At 63.2% G+C, this 15,726-nt stretch carries 11 protein-coding genes; 8 read left to right on the forward strand and 3 right to left on the reverse strand.

The window, feature by feature from the left end:
* The first annotated feature begins 44 nt into the window (after positions 1-44).
* Entirely contained in the window at positions 45-1,223 is a 1,179-nt protein-coding gene (locus FHT75_RS24870) for a glycosyltransferase family 4 protein (protein WP_063473833.1), read from the forward strand.
* Positions 1,224-1,413: 190 nt separating this feature from the next.
* Positions 1,414-4,725, forward strand: coding sequence for an oligosaccharide flippase family protein (locus FHT75_RS24875; protein WP_063473909.1), 3,312 nt, complete (start codon positions 1,414-1,416; stop codon positions 4,723-4,725).
* A gap of 13 nt (positions 4,726-4,738) precedes the next feature.
* On the opposite strand, the gene FHT75_RS24880 is transcribed toward FHT75_RS24875, so the two are convergent.
* The 3 genes from FHT75_RS24880 to FHT75_RS24890 form a co-directional block, all read right to left on the reverse strand.
* Positions 4,739-5,917 carry a glycosyltransferase family 4 protein gene (locus FHT75_RS24880; RefSeq protein WP_047616077.1) on the reverse strand — a complete coding sequence of 393 codons (1,179 nt, stop codon included), beginning with the start codon at positions 5,915-5,917 and terminating at the stop codon, positions 4,739-4,741.
* A 145-nt stretch (positions 5,918-6,062) separates the two neighbouring features.
* On the reverse strand, positions 6,063-6,299 hold the full coding sequence (locus FHT75_RS24885; protein WP_003543721.1) for an Lrp/AsnC ligand binding domain-containing protein: 237 nt from the start codon (positions 6,297-6,299) through the stop codon (positions 6,063-6,065).
* A gap of 68 nt (positions 6,300-6,367) precedes the next feature.
* On the reverse strand, positions 6,368-7,276 hold the full coding sequence (locus FHT75_RS24890) for a LysR family transcriptional regulator (protein WP_063473832.1): 909 nt from the start codon (positions 7,274-7,276) through the stop codon (positions 6,368-6,370).
* 84 nt (positions 7,277-7,360) lie between these two features.
* Between FHT75_RS24890 and FHT75_RS24895 the strand changes: the two genes are divergently transcribed.
* From FHT75_RS24895 to FHT75_RS24920, 6 genes are all read left to right on the forward strand, one after another.
* Positions 7,361-8,794, forward strand: coding sequence for a VOC family protein (locus FHT75_RS24895; RefSeq protein WP_063473831.1), 1,434 nt, complete (start codon positions 7,361-7,363; stop codon positions 8,792-8,794).
* A gap of 67 nt (positions 8,795-8,861) precedes the next feature.
* Positions 8,862-10,145: an NAD(P)/FAD-dependent oxidoreductase gene (locus FHT75_RS24900; RefSeq protein ID WP_063473830.1), complete on the forward strand. Its 1,284-nt coding sequence runs from the start codon at positions 8,862-8,864 to the stop codon at positions 10,143-10,145.
* 25 nt (positions 10,146-10,170) lie between these two features.
* Positions 10,171-11,709 (forward strand): aldehyde dehydrogenase family protein, encoded by a 1,539-nt coding sequence (locus FHT75_RS24905; protein WP_063473829.1) that lies wholly within the window; start codon positions 10,171-10,173, stop codon positions 11,707-11,709.
* Positions 11,710-11,911: 202 nt separating this feature from the next.
* The gene (locus FHT75_RS24910; protein WP_028757756.1) at positions 11,912-12,928 is read left to right on the forward strand and encodes an iron ABC transporter substrate-binding protein; all 1,017 of its coding nucleotides are present in this window, start codon (positions 11,912-11,914) and stop codon (positions 12,926-12,928) included.
* 63 nt (positions 12,929-12,991) lie between these two features.
* Complete coding sequence (locus FHT75_RS24915; RefSeq protein WP_063473828.1) at positions 12,992-14,659, forward strand: ABC transporter permease; 1,668 nt, start codon at positions 12,992-12,994, stop codon at positions 14,657-14,659.
* On the forward strand, positions 14,656-15,693 hold the full coding sequence (locus tag FHT75_RS24920; protein ID WP_028757758.1) for an ABC transporter ATP-binding protein: 1,038 nt from the start codon (positions 14,656-14,658) through the stop codon (positions 15,691-15,693). The genes FHT75_RS24915 and FHT75_RS24920 overlap by 4 nt, the downstream gene beginning before the upstream one ends.
* Positions 15,694-15,726 lie beyond the last annotated feature (33 nt).

Below are 15,726 nucleotides of genomic sequence, written 5' to 3' on the forward strand. Positions count from 1 at the left end.
TCATGCTCTGGGGCTGATGCCGATCCATTTGGAAAGACCGTGATTTGAGAACGATATACCGCTTTCTGCGCGCCCATGTCCTGCAGCGGCTGATTCCACGCGCGCGTCTTGCCTTCAATCCGCGCAAGCCGGTGGAGATCGTCGGCTATCTCTCGATGGCGGTCGGCGTCGGCGAATCGGCAAGGCTCTGCGCCGGCGCGTTGTCGGAGGCGGGGCGGGCGATTGCGCTTTCCGACGTCAGCACGCATCCCGACGAGAATGCCTTCGCCGGATGGATGCCGTCGCACCTTTCCACCGAACCCGCGGGAAGCCGGATCTGGCATCTCAATCCGCCGATGCTGCCGCGCGCCATCCTGAAGAAGGGCGTTGGAAATTTCACCCGCGCCTTCAACATCGGCTATTTCGCCTGGGAGCTCGAAGTTGTGCCGGCGGAATGGCGCAATGCGATGCATTACATGAATGCGGTCTTTGTGCCGTCGGAATTCACCCGGCGGACGATTGCGCCGCTGACCGCGGCACCCGTCATCGTGGTTCCGCATCCCGTCACGGAGAAGCCGGCGACGGAAGGCATGCGCCAGAAATTCGGCATCGAGGAAGACGCCTTTCTCGTCAGCTTCATCTTCAGTGCCGGCTCCTCGATCAACCGGAAGAATCCGCAGGCCATCATCGAGGCCTTCAGGATCTTCGTCGCCGAAGCCCCAAGCGCCTTCCTGTTGATGAAGGCCAGTGGCAATATCGATAGGGATGAAGGCCTGCGCGAACTGATCGCTTCGGTCGCCGGCAACCCCCGGATCAAGATCGTCACCGACAGGCTGTCGGACGCCGATATCAACGGCCTCATCCGCTGTTCAGACGCCTATCTTTCGCTGCATCGTTCCGAGGGTTTCGGGCTGACGGTGGCCGAGGCGATCATGCAGCGCACGCCGGTGATTTCCACCGCCTGGTCGGGCACGGTGGATTTCTGCGATCCCGATAATAGCTGGCTGGTCGCCTCTCCACTCATTCCGGTCGTCGATACACATCCCGAATTTGCCGGGCTCGCAGGCGCGGTCTGGGCTGACCCTTCTCCAGAGGCGGCGGCTGCGCACTTGCGGGACATCTTCCTCGCGCCCCAGCGTGCACGAGAGAAGGCCGAGAAGGCGCGGGAGTTCCTGCTGAGATACCTCGCAGAGAACAGCTATGAGAAGGCGCTCCAGAGGCTGTCGGCGATGCAAGCCAGCTAAGGTGAGGTCGTCACTCCGCTTTATTTTAACATTTTCGCATTAGAGATGGCGGGTATGCGACTTTAGAGCATGGCGCGCAAAAGTGTGCAGCGGTTTTGCGATAACGACATGGGTAAAAACAAAAACCTAAAGTGCGAGAAGCGATCTGAAGATCGTGACGCGCTTTAGGCCGATGCTGACGGATGGATGGATGTCGAAGGGTATTATCGCAAACTCGGTGATGAATGCGGCGGCAGGCATGCTGCTGCTTCTGACGGGCTTCGTTTCCTCGATCATAACTGCGCGGCTGCTCGGGCCGGAAGCCAACGGCATCGTCGCTTTCTCGCTGTGGCTGGTGGTCACGGGCGCCTCGATCGCCGAACTCGGTTCCAGCATCACGCTGCTGAAGACCTTGCCGCAGCTTTCGGCGGAGGGCTACGATACACGCCGCCGGCGGGGTTTTGCCGCGATCCTCGTCAGCTTCATGATGTTCTCGACCGTCGCGCTGCTGGCGCTCTATGCGCTGTTCTTCCTGACCTCGGAAAAGATGCACTGGGCGGAGACCGCGCCATCCGTCGCTCTGGTCACGGGCGTGCTGTTTTTCGTCCAGGCGATCGGTTCCTTCGTCAAATTCTACCTGATCGGCGAGAAGAAACTCGGCGCCTTCTTCCGGCTGACGGTCGCCGTTTCGATCGTGCAGCTTGCCGGCGTTGCCGTCGGCGCCGTTCTCTATGGCGTCGAAGGCGTCCTCGTCGGTTATGCGCTCGGCCAGCTCGTGTTGTTTTTCGCTACGCTGCCGATCCTTCTTGCGCGGCGCGACTGGTGCGGGGTCTCGCTCAAATATCTCGCCTCCTCCTCCGCCATCCTGTCGATCCAGTTCATCATCGATTCCATCTTCCTCAACCGGCTCGAACTGCTCTTCCTGCAGCAGTTCTGGTCGGTGGAGATGGTCGGCTATTATGCCGTCGGCCTGTCGATCGCCAATATTGCGCTGCAGTTGCCGATCCAGATGACCGGCAGCCTGCTGCCCTATTATTCCGAGCGGCGGCATAACAGCGACGACTCGACATTGCCGGTCGAGGTCTTCGCCGCCGTCACCCGCTCCATGGCCTATATCGTGCTGCCGATGAGCCTCGGGCTTGCGGCGATCTCCAGCGAACTGGTGATCGTGGTGTTCGGCGAAGCGTTCCGCCGCAGTGGGACGGTGGTGGCGCTGCTTGCGCTGGTCGCGCCCGCCTATACCTTCATGCAGATCCTCAGCCTCTATTTGCTGTCGATGGACAGGGCCCGCTCCCGCCTGAATATCAGTGTCATAGGTGGCCTACTGATGGTAGCGGGTTGTTTACTGATCGTACCTAGGCTTGCCGCCGAGGGTGCCGCACTCGTGCGCATCCTCGTCTTCGTTGCGATGTCGGTGATGATGATCAGACAGACAGGATTCGGATCCCAACTATCGGGTCTCTACGCAAGCCTGACGAAGGTGACGCTCGCCTCCGTGCTGTGTGCTTGCGGAGCGATTTCGGTGCTGGAATTCGTCGGGGGTCCGGCCGGTCTCGTCGGCGCGATCATTGCCGGTGCGTTCTGCTATTTCGCGGCACTGCGCGTGCTGCGCGCCGTGCCGGGCGAGGATGTCGACGTCATGCACTCCATTCTCGACAAGATGCCGTCCCTGCTGCGCCGGCCGTTCGGCCACGCGATCAATTTCATCGCGCCGCGGCTTCCCGGCGATCCCGATCGCGCCAAGGTCGCGCCCGGCGAATTCTCGCTCGAACCAGCCGAGGGCGCGGGACGCAGTGCTGCCCTGCCCGTCGTCTTCGACGGCACGATCGGGCTGTTCATGCCGGAGAATCCTCTCGTGAAGAAACGTTCGGCCGCCGTGCTTTTCGTCAGCCCCTGGGGGTTCGAGGAGATGTGCAGCCGCAAATTCTTCCGCGTCGCGGCCGAGCATTTCGCCGATATCGGCGTGCCGAGCCTGCGCTTCGACTATCGCGGCACCGGCGATGCGCTCGATTTCGATGCGCTGCCAGCACGGCTGGAAACCTGGGAAAATTCGATTCGTGCCGCCGCCGTCAAGCTGAAATCGCTGAGCGGCTGCGACCGTATCATCCTCATCGCACAGGGCCTCGGCGCAACGCTTGCCCATCGCATCGGTTCCTCGATCGAAGGCGTCGACAGCCTCGTCATGCTGGCGCCGGTGCTGAGCGGCCGGGCCTATCTGCGCGAACTCAACATGTGGTCGAAGATCATCGATGCCGATCTCGGCCTCGGCAAGGAACATGTTCAAACCGCGAAGGTGCAGATCGCCGGGCTCGTCATGCCCGAAGAGATTGCCGCCGAGCTCGGCAAGCTTACCATCGCCTCGCCACAGGGGCTCGCAGCCTCCCGCTATCTGATCCTCGAACGTCCCGCGAAGGCCGAGGATACCGGTTTTGCCGATGCGCTGAAGGCGCTTGGCGCCGATGTCGAGCAGAAGGCTTTCGAAGGCTATGACGAGCTCGCCACCAATCCGCTGTTTGCCAAGACGCCGATGGCTGTCGTCGAGCTGCTGACGACCTGGCTGGAGGCGACGACGACGGAGACATCTGCGGCGCATTCGCCTGATGTGATCGAGAATCCGCCGCTTGCCGGCGAGGGTTTTGCCGAAACGCCGGTGCGTTTCGGCAGCCACAATCATCTGATCGGCGTCGTCAGCCGGCCACTCGGTGAGATCAAGGGCAATGCCGTGCTCTTCCTGTCGACAGCCTATGACCGGCATGCCGGCTGGGGACGGACGACGGTGGATATGGCGCGCGCGCTTGCCCGCCAGGGCGTCGTTTCGCTGCGCTTCGATTCCGCCAATGTCGGTGACAGCCCGCCGCGGCCGGATGCACCGGAACAGGTGCTCTATTCGGATACGCAGACGGCGGATGCGGTCGCCTCGCTCGATCTGCTCGAAAGTGTGGTCGCCGGTCCCGTGATGGTCGCCGGCCGATGCAGCGGCGGTTACGTCGCCTTCCGGGCCGGCGTCGCCGACGAGCGCTTGAAGGCTGTCGTGTCGATCAATCCCTTCGTCTATTACTGGGATCCGAAGATGCCGGTGCGTAGGGAGCATGTCGTCTCCGTTCCACGCAGCCTTGACGACTACGGCCAGCGCATGGCGCGGCTCGACACGCTGAAGCGGCTGTTGCGCGGCCAGGTGGACGTCGTTGCGGCCCTGCAGAATATCGTCATCGCCGCCGGCCGCCGGCTATCGCCGTGGATCGCGCCGCTGCTCGAGCTGCTTCCCGACCGGCGCCATATCGCCCGCGAGGTCCGGCACTCCTTTGCGCTGTTCGGCAAGCGCAAGGTGCCGCTGACGCTGATCTACAGCGAGGGCGATGTCGGGCTCGACCACGTCTATTTCCACTTCGGGCCGCGCGGCGGTCGGCTTTCGCGCTATCCGAACGTGCGGTTGCTGATGCTGCCGGATGCCGATCACAATCTGACGCCGCCACAATCGCGCAAATTCGTGCTCGACGAGATCATCCGTCTCGCCAGAGCATGACCGGAATTGCAGCTCAGATGTTTTCCGCGGCGACGACATCCAGCGATCTGTAGAGATCGATATAACGTCCGGCCACGATATCCCAGGAATAGCCGCGCGCGGCGTCGAGAAGCCCGGCGCGCACGGCGTCCGGTTGGCGCGAAAGGTCTTCATAGGCCGTTTCGATCACTGTCGCCGCGGTCTGGGCATTGGTGAAGTCGGCAAGCGCGATAACAGGATGCCGGTCGGCAAGCGTCGCAAAGGCATCGTTGGCGTTCAGCACCGGGAGGAGACCGGCGCTCATCGCCTCCAGCGCCACCAGGCCGAAACCTTCATATTCCGAGGCGGAGGCAAAGAGCGAGGCCTCGGTGATGATACGCCGGATGGCGCCGTTGTCGGGTGATACATGCAGGGTAACGCGGCCGGAAAGGCTGCGGCTTTCGATCGCGGCTTCGACATCGGCCCGGTTCAGGTCGGATTCGGCCCCGACGATGTCTAGATGCCATTCGGGGTCGCGGGTCGTCAGCGCGGCCATCGCATCGAGCAGATGGTCGAGCCGCTTGTTCACCGAGAAGCGGCCGATCGTGACGATGCGGCGCTTTGGCCGGCGCGAAGCGATGTCGGCGAACTTACCGATATCGGCGCCGTTTTCGATCAGCAGGCTATCGGGCACGATCTCGGAAAATTGCCTGAGGTCGGAGGCGCTGCAGCAGACGACGCGGCGGTAGGCCATCGCCGAAGCGCGGGTCAGCGTCCGGAACCAGATCTTCTTGATCGCCGCGTATTTCTGCGTGTGGAAGAAGCCGCCATGGGTGGTGACGATCATCGGCTTGCGATGCAGCAGCCGGCCCCAGGCGAGCGCATCGAAGAAGAAGTCGATGGCATGGACATGCACGAGATCGGCATCGCCGAGATGGCGGAAAACCTCAGGCGCCAGCGGATAACGGCTGCTGCCCGACCAGGGGATGCGCACCACCTCGATGCCGTCGATATTTTCGCGAGGCGGCAGCTTGTCCTGCGGCGCAGTGAAGAGCGAATCGAGCGTGACGACGCGGACGCGATAGCCGCGGCGCACGGTCTGGCGGCCGAGATTGGCGACCACGTCTTCCAGACCGCCGCGATTGGGCAGGAACTGGCGCACGACATGGACGATCAGCGGGGCCTCTCCCAACTGCGGGTTCTCGCGCACCCTATCTGCCTCGACGATCGCCATTTTTCACCTATCGCTGCCCGCCGGCCCGTGTTGACGCGGGCTTATACTAGCAACGACCAGATATGCCCGGCGTTAAGGCGCGGTTTAAGCGGCCTGTTGAGAGGGCGATTCTTCGCGAAAAAGGTTAACCGTATCTGATGGGCTTTCAGAAGGCCTTGAACGTCAGTGTCGTCAGCGAACGGACGATGCCGGGAATATTGGCGATGTTGTCGTTGATGAACTTGCCGATATCCTGGCCTTCCTCGATATAGACCTTCAGCAGCAGGTCGTAGTCGCCGCTTGTGGAATAGAGCTCCGAGACCAGTTCGGTCTGGTAGATGGCGTCGGCGACATCATAGGTCTTGCCGGGTGCGCATTGGAGCTGGACGAAGATCGGCTTCATGGAGATTTCCTGCAAAGTTGTTTGGCCGGCATAATGGTCGAAAGCGCCATGCCGATGCAAGCCGTTCGTCACGCAGCCGGATTGGCGGCGGCTTCCGCGACGATCCAGTCGCGAAAGGCCGCAAGCGGCGCATAGTCGGCGCGCTCTCTGGGAAAGGCGAGATAATAGCGCTCGCGGCTTTCCATTTCACGGTCGACAGCGGCGACGAGATCGCCGCGCCTGACCTCCTCCTGCATCAGGAATGTCGGCAGCAGGGCGATGCCGAGGCCGGCGATCGCCGCCTGCGCGGCGGTGGCGAATTGGTCGAAGAGCATACCGTGGACGTTTTCGAAGGAAACGCCGTTGCCGGCAAACCATTGCTCCCAGGCGTCAGGGCGCGTCGTCAAATGCAGAAGCGGAACGGCAAGCAGATCCTCCGGCGTCTTGATCGCGTATCGCTCCAGAAAATCAGGGCTGCAGGCCGGCACTGTGTGCTCGGACATCAGGAAGACGAGTTCGGCGCCCGGCCAGTGGGGATGGCCGAAATGGATGGCGGCGTCGATTGAATCGAGGCGGAAATCGAAGGGCGAAAGCCGGGTCACCAGATTGATGGTCACGCCGGGATTGGCGGCGAGGAAGCGCCCGAGGCGCGGCGCCAGCCAACGCGTGCCGAAGGTCGGCAGGATGGCGAGATTGAGCGTGCCGCCATGCGGATTGGCGCGCAGATTCAGCGAAGCGCTCGATATGCGCCGCAGCGCTTCGCGGATTTCGCGGGCATATCCGTCGCCGGCAAGCGTCAGCCGCATGGTCTGGCGTTCGCGCAGGAAGAGCTCGACGCCAAGCTGCTCCTCCAGCGCGCTCACCTGGCGGCTGACGGCGCTCTGCGTCAGATCGAGTTCGCGCGCCGCTGCCGTCACGCTGCCGGTGCGGGCAACCGCCTCGAAGGCGGCAAGATGCGAAATCGATGGCAGAAAACGTCGAGATGTCAGCATGGTCATTCCATTTCAGAATGGGCTATTTCCGAAATAGCGATATTTTCGGCTTTGTCACGCGTGTAAAGAGACTCATCCTGCAAAAACGGAATGATCCGGAGTTTCCCGATGCCGCAAGCCTTCGTTTCCACAGACCGCATCCGATCGCTGTTCACCGAGGCGATGTCGCAGATGTACCGGGCCGAGGTGCCGCAATACGGCACGTTGATCGAACTGGTGGCGGACGTGAATGCCGGCTGCCTCGAAAACGATCCCGATCTGCGCCAGCGCCTGGCCCAAGCCGGCGAGCTGGAGCGCATCGATGTCGAGCGCCACGGCGCCATCCGGCTCGGCACGGCAGAGGAGCTTTTCACCATCCGCCGGCTGTTTGCGGTCATGGGCATGCAGCCGGTCGGCTACTACGATCTCTCGGTCGCCGGCGTGCCGGTTCATTCCACCAGCTTTCGGCCGATCGACGAGGCGGCGCTCAACGTCAATCCATTCCGGGTCTTCACCTCGTTGCTGCGATTGGAGCTGATCGAGGACGAGAAGCTGCGTGGCGAAGCCGAAACCATCTTGGCTCAGCGGCGGATCTATGCGCCGCGCGCCGTCGCGCTGATCGAGCGCCACGAGCGAAACGGCGGCTTGACCGAGGCGGAAGCGACGGAGTTCGTCGCCGAGGCGCTTGAAACCTTCCGCTGGCATGGCGAAGCGACGGTCAGCGCCGAAACCTACAAGCGGCTGCATGACGCCCATCGGCTGATCGCCGACGTCGTCAGCTTCAAGGGACCGCATATCAACCACCTGACGCCGCGCACGCTCGATATCGACGCGGTCCAGGCCCGCATGCCGGAGCGCGGCATCACGCCGAAGGCCGTCATCGAAGGGCCGCCGCGCCGCAATTGCGATATCCTGCTGCGGCAGACGAGCTTCAAGGCGCTCGAAGAAACGATCGCCTTTTCCGGTGATGACGACGGCGCGGTTCGAGGAACGCATACCGCGCGTTTCGGCGAGATCGAACAGCGCGGCGTGGCGCTGACGGCGAAGGGCCGGGCGCTCTACGACCGGCTGCTCGCCTCGGTTCGCGGCGAGGTGCAGGTGGGCGCCGGTGGCGCCAAGGCCGGTGCCTACGACCAGGAACTTGCCGAGCGTTTCAAGGCGCTGCCGGACAGCTGGGACGAGTTGCGCGGGCAAGGTCTGGCCTTCTTCCGCTATTCCGCGACGCCTGCGGGCATTGCCGCCGCGGCCGGCGGCACGCTGCCGAATGATCCGGAGGCGCTGATCGCCAAGGGTTATCTCGCCTTTGCCCCGATCGTCTATGAAGACTTCCTGCCCGTCAGCGCAGCCGGAATCTTCCAGTCTAACCTCGGCACCGATCAGCAGCAGAACTACGCAACCCGCTCGAACCGCGACGCCTTCGAGGCGGCCCTGGGTGCGACCGTTCAGGACGAGCTGGCGCTTTATGCCGAACGTCAGGCGGCATCGCTGGATGCAGCGATGGAGGCGCTCGGTCTCGCCGGCTTGCTGCTGAAGACCGTTGCCTGAAAGGGCCGCTTCAAGTCTTGGTTTTATGCACTAAAGTAGCGCGATTTCGATCCGATCGGACTGAGCCATGCTGAATGATCCGCGCTCCCACGGACTTTGGGAAAAGACCGCACCCGAACCGCCGGCGACCTCGTCGCTCGAAGGCGCCGTATCGGCCGATGTCGTCATTGTCGGCGGCGGCTACACCGGCCTCTCTTCCGCGCTGCATCTTGCCGAAGCCGGGTCGAAGGTGGTGCTGCTGGAGGCGAAGGAGATCGGCTTCGGCGGCGCCGGCCGCAATGTCGGCCTGATCAATGCCGGCATGTGGGTGATGCCCAACGATCTGCCCGGCGTGCTCGGTCCGGTGCATGGCGAACGTCTGCTCGATCTGCTCGGCAACGCGCCGAAGCTCGTCATGGAGTTGATCGACAAGCATCAGATTGCCTGCGAACTCGAACGCAATGGCACGCTGCATTGCGCGGTCGGCGAAAACGGGCTGAAGGAGATCGAGAATCGCGCCGCGCAATGGGCCGCCCGCGGCGCAGCCGTGACGCTGCTCGATGCGGCGGAAACGGCCAAACGCATCGGCAGCGATGCCTATACCGGTTCGCTGCTCGACAAACGCGCCGGTACCCTGCAGCCGCTTGCCTATGCACGCGGCCTTGCCCATGCCGCCGTCAAGGCTGGCGTCGCCGTTCATACGTCCAGCCCGGTCGTTTCAACGGAACGCAATGGCAGAAGCTGGACCGTGAAGACGGCAAGCGGCGAAGTCAGCGCCGAATGGATCATCGTCGCGACGGATGCCTACAGCACCGGCCCATGGGAGCAGGTGCGCAACGAACAGGTGCATCTGCCCTATTTCAATTTCGCCACCGTGCCGCTCGGCCATAATCTGCGCCAGTCGATCCTGCCCGGGCGGGAAGGCGCATGGGATACCAAGGAAATCCTCTCCTCCTTCCGCATGGACCAGGCCGGCCGCCTCGTTTTCGGCAGTGTCGGGGCGCTACGCAATACCGGACTTGCCGTACACAAGGGCTGGGCCAAGCGCGCATTGAAGCGGCTCTTCCCCATTATCGGTGATGTCGAATTCGAGTGTGAATGGTATGGCCAGATCGGCATGACCGACAATGCGCTGCCGCGCTTCCACAAATTCGCGCCTGGTGTCATCGGCTTTTCGGGCTACAATGGCCGCGGCATTGCCCCCGGTACGGTCTTCGGCCGTACGCTGGCGGAGCATATCCTCGGCCGGCTTCCGGAAGCCGATCTGCCGCTGCCGCTGACGTCGCCCACCGAGCCGAGCTTTCGTGCACTCAAGGAAATATGGTACGAAGCCGGCGCTCAGGTCGCCCATTTCGCCGATGCCCGCTTCTGAGAATTATAAGATTGGAAACACGACAATGACCATCGCCGTCCTCGATCTCGCCACCGAAACTGCCAAGCTGCTTGCCGAACTCGGCGTCGATGCCGGCCGCTATCACGGCGGCACGCTTTCCGTCACCTCGCCGGTCACCGGCAAGGAAATCGGCAAACTCAGGGAACATTCCGTTTCCGAAACGAAGGCGGCGATCGAAGCGGCGCACCAGGCCTTCCTCGAATGGCGTGCCGTGCCGGCGCCGAAGCGCGGCGAACTGGTCCGCCTGCTCGGCGAGGAACTGCGCGCCTCCAAGGCGGCGCTCGGCCGTCTCGTTTCGATCGAGGTCGGCAAGATCACTTCGGAAGGTCTGGGCGAAGTGCAGGAGATGATCGACATCTGCGATTTCGCGGTCGGCCTTTCCCGTCAGCTCTACGGCCTGACGATCGCCACCGAACGCTCCGAGCACCGGATGATGGAGAGCTGGCATCCGCTCGGGGTGATCGGCATCATCTCGGCCTTCAACTTCCCGGTTGCCGTCTGGTCGTGGAATGCCACGCTGGCGATGGTCTGCGGCAATTCCACCGTCTGGAAGCCTTCGGAAAAGACGCCGTTGACGGCGCTTGCCGTACAGGCACTGTTCGAAAAGGCGCTGAAGCGTTTCGTCGCCGAGGGCGGTACCGCACCGGCCAATCTGTCGACGCTGATCATCGGCGGCCGCGAGGTCGGCGAAGTGCTGGTCGATCATCCGAAGATCCCGCTGGTTTCCGCCACCGGCTCGACGGCCATGGGCCGCGCCGTCGGTCCGCGCCTGTCGCAGCGTTTTGCCCGCGCCATTCTCGAACTCGGCGGCAACAACGCGGCGATCGTCTGCCCGTCGGCCGACCTCGACCTGACGCTGCGCGGCGTCGCGTTCTCCGCCATGGGCACGGCCGGACAGCGCTGCACGACGCTGCGCCGTCTCTTCGTCCATGACAGCGTCTACGACCAGCTGGTGCCGCGTCTGCAGAAGGCCTATGGCTCCGTCACCATCGGCAATCCGTTGGAAAGCGGTACGCTGGTCGGACCGCTGATCGACGGCCAGGCTTTCGAGAAGATGCAGGCAGCGCTGGGTGAGGCCAAATCGGCCGGCGGCAAGGTGACCGGCGGCGAACGCGTCGACAATGGCTCGGCTGACGCCTTCTACGTTCGCCCGGCGCTTGTCGAAATGCCGGATCAGACCGGACCGGTCGAGCACGAGACTTTCGCGCCGATCCTCTATGTGATGAAATACAGCGACTTCGACGCCGTGCTGGCGCTGCACAATGCCGTGCCGCAGGGACTGTCGTCGTCGATCTTCACCAATGACATGCGCGAGGCCGAAACCTTCGTCTCGGCCCGCGGTTCGGATTGCGGCATCGCCAACGTCAATCTCGGGCCATCCGGTGCCGAGATCGGCGGCGCCTTCGGCGGCGAGAAGGAAACCGGCGGCGGCCGTGAATCCGGCTCGGATGCCTGGAAGGCCTATATGCGCCGCTCCACCAACACCATCAACTACGGCAGAACGCTGCCGCTGGCGCAGGGCGTCAAGTTCGACGTCGAATAAGCCGGCTGCAAAGAAGGGGCGGCGCTCGGGGAGTGCCGCCTTTTTGGCCAAATCGAGATTTATTCCCCTGTAATATGAAATATTTAGTCAAGATATTGTGATGACTTTTCCGGCCAAGCGAAACTTGAAATTGGCAGTCAGGAAAAATATACGCCTCTCATCGCCCTTGGAGAGCTCGGGTGACATTGCTACGGAGGCCATCATGAACATTGCTCTTAACCGCTTTTCCCTCGCGCTCGCCGCTTCGCTTCTCTCCGCCACCGCGCTTGCAGGCAGCGCCAATGCGCAGGACGAAGGTCTCGTCGTTTACAATGCCCAGCACGAAAGCCTCGGCCGCGAATGGATCGATGCCTTCACCAAGGAGACCGGCATCAAGGTCACCATGCGCCAGGGCAGCGACATGCAATTCGCCAACCAGATCATCCAGGAAGGCGATGCCTCGCCGGCGGACGTATTCCTGACCGAGAATTCGCCGGCAATGACGCTGGTCGATGGCGCGGGCCTGTTTGCCCCCATCGAAAAGGAAACGCTGGATCAGGTTCCGGAGCAGTATCGCCCGGCTGACGGCATGTGGACCGGCATTGCCGCCCGCACCACGGTCTTTGCCTACGACAAGACGAAGCTCACCGAAGACAAGCTGCCGAAGTCGTTGCTCGACCTCGCAGATCCGGCCTGGAAGGGCCGCTGGGGTGCGGCACCCGCCGGCGCCGACTTCCAGGCCATCGTTGCTGCCCTGCTGCAGTTGAAGGGCGAGCAGTCGACCGCCGACTGGCTGAAGGGTCTCAAGGAAAACGCCACGCCCTATAAGGGCAACAGCGTCGCCATGAAGGCTGTCAACGCCGGCGAAGTCGAAGGTGCGGTCATCTATCATTATTACTGGTTCGGCGATCAGGCCAAAACCGGCGAGAACAGCAAGAATGTCGGCATGCACTATTTCAAGAACCAGGATCCGGGCGCTTTCGTCAGCGTTTCGGGCGGTGGCGTCCTGAAGTCCACGCAGCACATGAAGGAAGCCCAGGCTTTCCTGAAGTTCCTCACCAGCAAGGCTGGCCAGGCAATTCTCAAGGACGGCACCTCTTATGAATATGCCATCGGCAAGGATGCGCCCTCCAACGACAAGCTCACTCCGCTTGCCGACCTCAATGCTCCGAAGGTCGAAGCTTCTACCCTCGACAGCAAGAAGGTCGTGGAGCTGATGACCGCCGCCGGCCTGATCTAACTTTTCTGCCGCAGGCTTGCCTCGGCCAAAACTGTTGCTTTTGGCTCAAGAAAACCTTAGGGCATGACGATATCCGGCAACCGTCCTTCAAAGGCGGTTGCCTTCCTTTTTCAGCGTGTAAAGGCATCGGCCTTGCTGCAGGACAACAGATTGCTCGCATCCGGCAACGAGGCGCCGGTCGCGCTAAGGGCCGCGCGCATGGTGTTGCCGCGCGGACGCATGCCGCACGCTTCCGTGATCCTGCTTGCAACCGTGGTCGCGATCTTCAGTCTTGTGCCGCTCGGCTTCATCGGCTGGGTCACCTATGATGTCGGCTGGGAAACGGTGAGGGCCTTGGTCTTCCGACCGCGTGTCGGCGAACTCCTCGTCAATACGATTCTCCTGGAATCGATCACCATCCCGCTGTCGATCGCGCTTGCGGTGACGCTCGCCTGGCTGACCGAACGGACGGACATTCCTTTGGCGCGGCTCTGGGCCTGGCTGGCGATCGCTCCGCTCGCCGTGCCCGCCTTCGTCCACAGCTATGCCTGGGTCAGCCTCATTCCCGGCATGCGCGGCCTGCAGAGCGGCGTTTTCGTCTCGGTGCTCGCCTATTATCCGTTCCTCTACCTGCCGGTCGCCGCCGCATTGCGCCGTCTCGATCCGGCCATCGAAGATGCCGCGGCCTCGCTGGGCCTCAATCCCTGGCGGGTCTTCTTCCGCGCCGTGCTGCCGCAGCTCAGGCTTGCCATCTGCGGCGGCTCGCTGCTGATCGCGTTGCATCTGCTTTCGGAATACGGCCTGTTCGTCATGATCCGGTTCGACACTTTCGCGACGGCGATCGTCGACCAGTTCCAGTCTTCCTACAACAGCCCGGCGTCCAACATGCTCGGCGGCGTGCTTGTCGCCTGCTGTCTTTTTCTGCTCGGCTTCGAGGTGCTGGTGCGCGGCAACGAACGTTACGCCCGCGTCGGCTCCGGCTCGCCCCGTCCGGCGGACCGCCGCCGGCTCGGCTGGTTCGTGGTGCCGGCCGTCTTGCTGCCTGTCATCCTCGCAATACTGACGCTCGGCGTGCCGCTGGTGACGCTTGGCCGCTGGCTCTATCTCGGCGGCACCGATATCTGGCGCATCGAAGTCGGCAGCGCTTTTCTGCAGACGATCGTACTTGCCATTGTCGGCGGCGTGCTGGCGACGATCGCCGCAGCGCCGATGGCCTGGCTTTCGGTGCGGGCACCCGGCCGCCTCCAGCGCGTGCTCGAGGCCTGCCATTATTATGTTGGCTCGCTGCCGGGCGTCGTCGTGGCGCTGGCGCTGGTGACGATCACCGTGCGCCTCGTGCTGCCGCTCTATCAAACCTTCGCAACGCTGCTCGTCGCCTATGTGTTGCTTTTCCTGCCGCGCGCCATGGTCGGGCTGCGCGCCAGCATCGCCCAGGCGCCGGTGGAGCTGGAACGCGCTGCGATGGGCCTCGGCCGCACCCCGGGCCAGGCGGTGCGGCAGATCACCATGCGCCTTGCGGCACCGGGAGCGGCCGCCAGCGTCGCGCTGGCTGCACTCGGCATTACCAATGAACTGACGGCGACACTGATGCTGTCGCCCAACGGCGTCGATACGCTGGCGACGAAATTCTGGTCGTTGACCAGCGAGATCGATTATGTCTCGGCTGCTCCTTACGCCTTCATGATGGTCGTGCTGTCGCTGCCGCTCACCCTTATGCTCTATACTCAATCGAAACGGACTGCCGGCCAATGACGCTGCTTACGATCGAGAACATCAGCAAGCGCTACGGTCCCGTCCAGGCGCTGAAGGATATTTCGCTCGACGTCTCGGCGGGCAGCCGCACCGCCGTCGTCGGCCCGTCCGGCTCCGGCAAGACGACGCTGCTGCGCATCATTGCCGGTTTCGAGCAACCCGATGTCGGCCGGGTGACGCTGGATGGCGACCTGCTTGCGGACGGTCCGGCGGCGGTGCCGGCGCACAAGCGCGGCATCGGCATCGTCTCGCAGGACGGCGCGCTGTTTCCGCACTTAAGCGTTGCCGAGAATATCGGCTTCGGGTTCGAACGCGGCGCGGCCGATCGCGAGAAACGCATCCTCGAGCTGCTCGACATGGTCGAACTCGACCGCGGGATGCTGGCGCGGCGCCCGCATCAGCTTTCCGGCGGGCAGCAGCAGCGCGTGGCGCTCGCCCGCGCGCTTGGCCGCAAGCCGCGGCTGATGCTGCTCGACGAACCTTTCTCGGCACTTGATACCGGCCTGCGGGAAAACATGCGCAAGGCGGTGGCGCGCGTGCTGCAGGCGGCCGGCATCACCACCATTCTCGTTACGCATGACCAGGAAGAGGCGCTGACCTTTGCCGATCAGGTGGCGGTGCTCAGGGAGGGACGGCTGATCCAGGCCGGATCGCCGCAATCATTGTATCTGCATCCGCGCGACCGTGAGACGGCGCTGTTCCTCGGCGATGCCGTGCTGCTTCCCGCCATCATCCGCAACGGCCTTGCCGATTGCGCCCTTGGCCGCGTGGCCGTCGAGGGCAGTCGTCAAGGCAAGGCGGAGATCATGCTGCGACCCGAGCAGATCCGCGTCGTTGCCGATGAGAGCGATCGCGACTATGGCGGGCGTGTCGTCGAGGTGGAATTCGGCGGCGCCGTCTGCACCGTTGCCGTTTCGCTCGACGGCGTTGCGCTGCCGCCGATCCTGATCAAGACTTCGAGCGTTGCGCTTCCGGCGCGAGGCGATCTCGTTCGCCTCGATATCGCCGGCAAGGCGCATGTCTTCGAGAACTAAACCAAGAGCCCGCACCTCCTGTTGGACGCGCGG

The sequence above is a fragment of the Rhizobium sp. BK112 genome (assembly GCF_014193215.1).
Lineage (GTDB): Bacteria > Pseudomonadota > Alphaproteobacteria > Rhizobiales > Rhizobiaceae > Rhizobium > Rhizobium anhuiense.

Bases quoted from the DNA above. Each gene is read 5' to 3' on its own strand.
- FHT75_RS24875 (WP_063473909.1), top strand. From the start codon at position 1,414: ATGTCGAAGGGTATTATCGCAAACTCGGTGATGAATGCGGCGGCAGGC.
- FHT75_RS24880 (WP_047616077.1), bottom strand. From the start codon at position 5,917: ATGGCGATCGTCGAGGCAGATAGGGTGCGCGAGAACCCGCAGTTGGGA.
- FHT75_RS24885 (WP_003543721.1), bottom strand. From the start codon at position 6,299: ATGAAGCCGATCTTCGTCCAGCTCCAATGCGCACCCGGCAAGACCTAT.
- FHT75_RS24890 (WP_063473832.1), bottom strand. From the start codon at position 7,276: ATGACCATGCTGACATCTCGACGTTTTCTGCCATCGATTTCGCATCTT.
- FHT75_RS24895 (WP_063473831.1), top strand. From the start codon at position 7,361: ATGATCCGGAGTTTCCCGATGCCGCAAGCCTTCGTTTCCACAGACCGC.
- FHT75_RS24900 (WP_063473830.1), top strand. From the start codon at position 8,862: ATGCTGAATGATCCGCGCTCCCACGGACTTTGGGAAAAGACCGCACCC.
- FHT75_RS24905 (WP_063473829.1), top strand. From the start codon at position 10,171: ATGACCATCGCCGTCCTCGATCTCGCCACCGAAACTGCCAAGCTGCTT.
- FHT75_RS24910 (WP_028757756.1), top strand. From the start codon at position 11,912: ATGAACATTGCTCTTAACCGCTTTTCCCTCGCGCTCGCCGCTTCGCTT.
- FHT75_RS24915 (WP_063473828.1), top strand. From the start codon at position 12,992: ATGACGATATCCGGCAACCGTCCTTCAAAGGCGGTTGCCTTCCTTTTT.
- FHT75_RS24920 (WP_028757758.1), top strand. From the start codon at position 14,656: ATGACGCTGCTTACGATCGAGAACATCAGCAAGCGCTACGGTCCCGTC.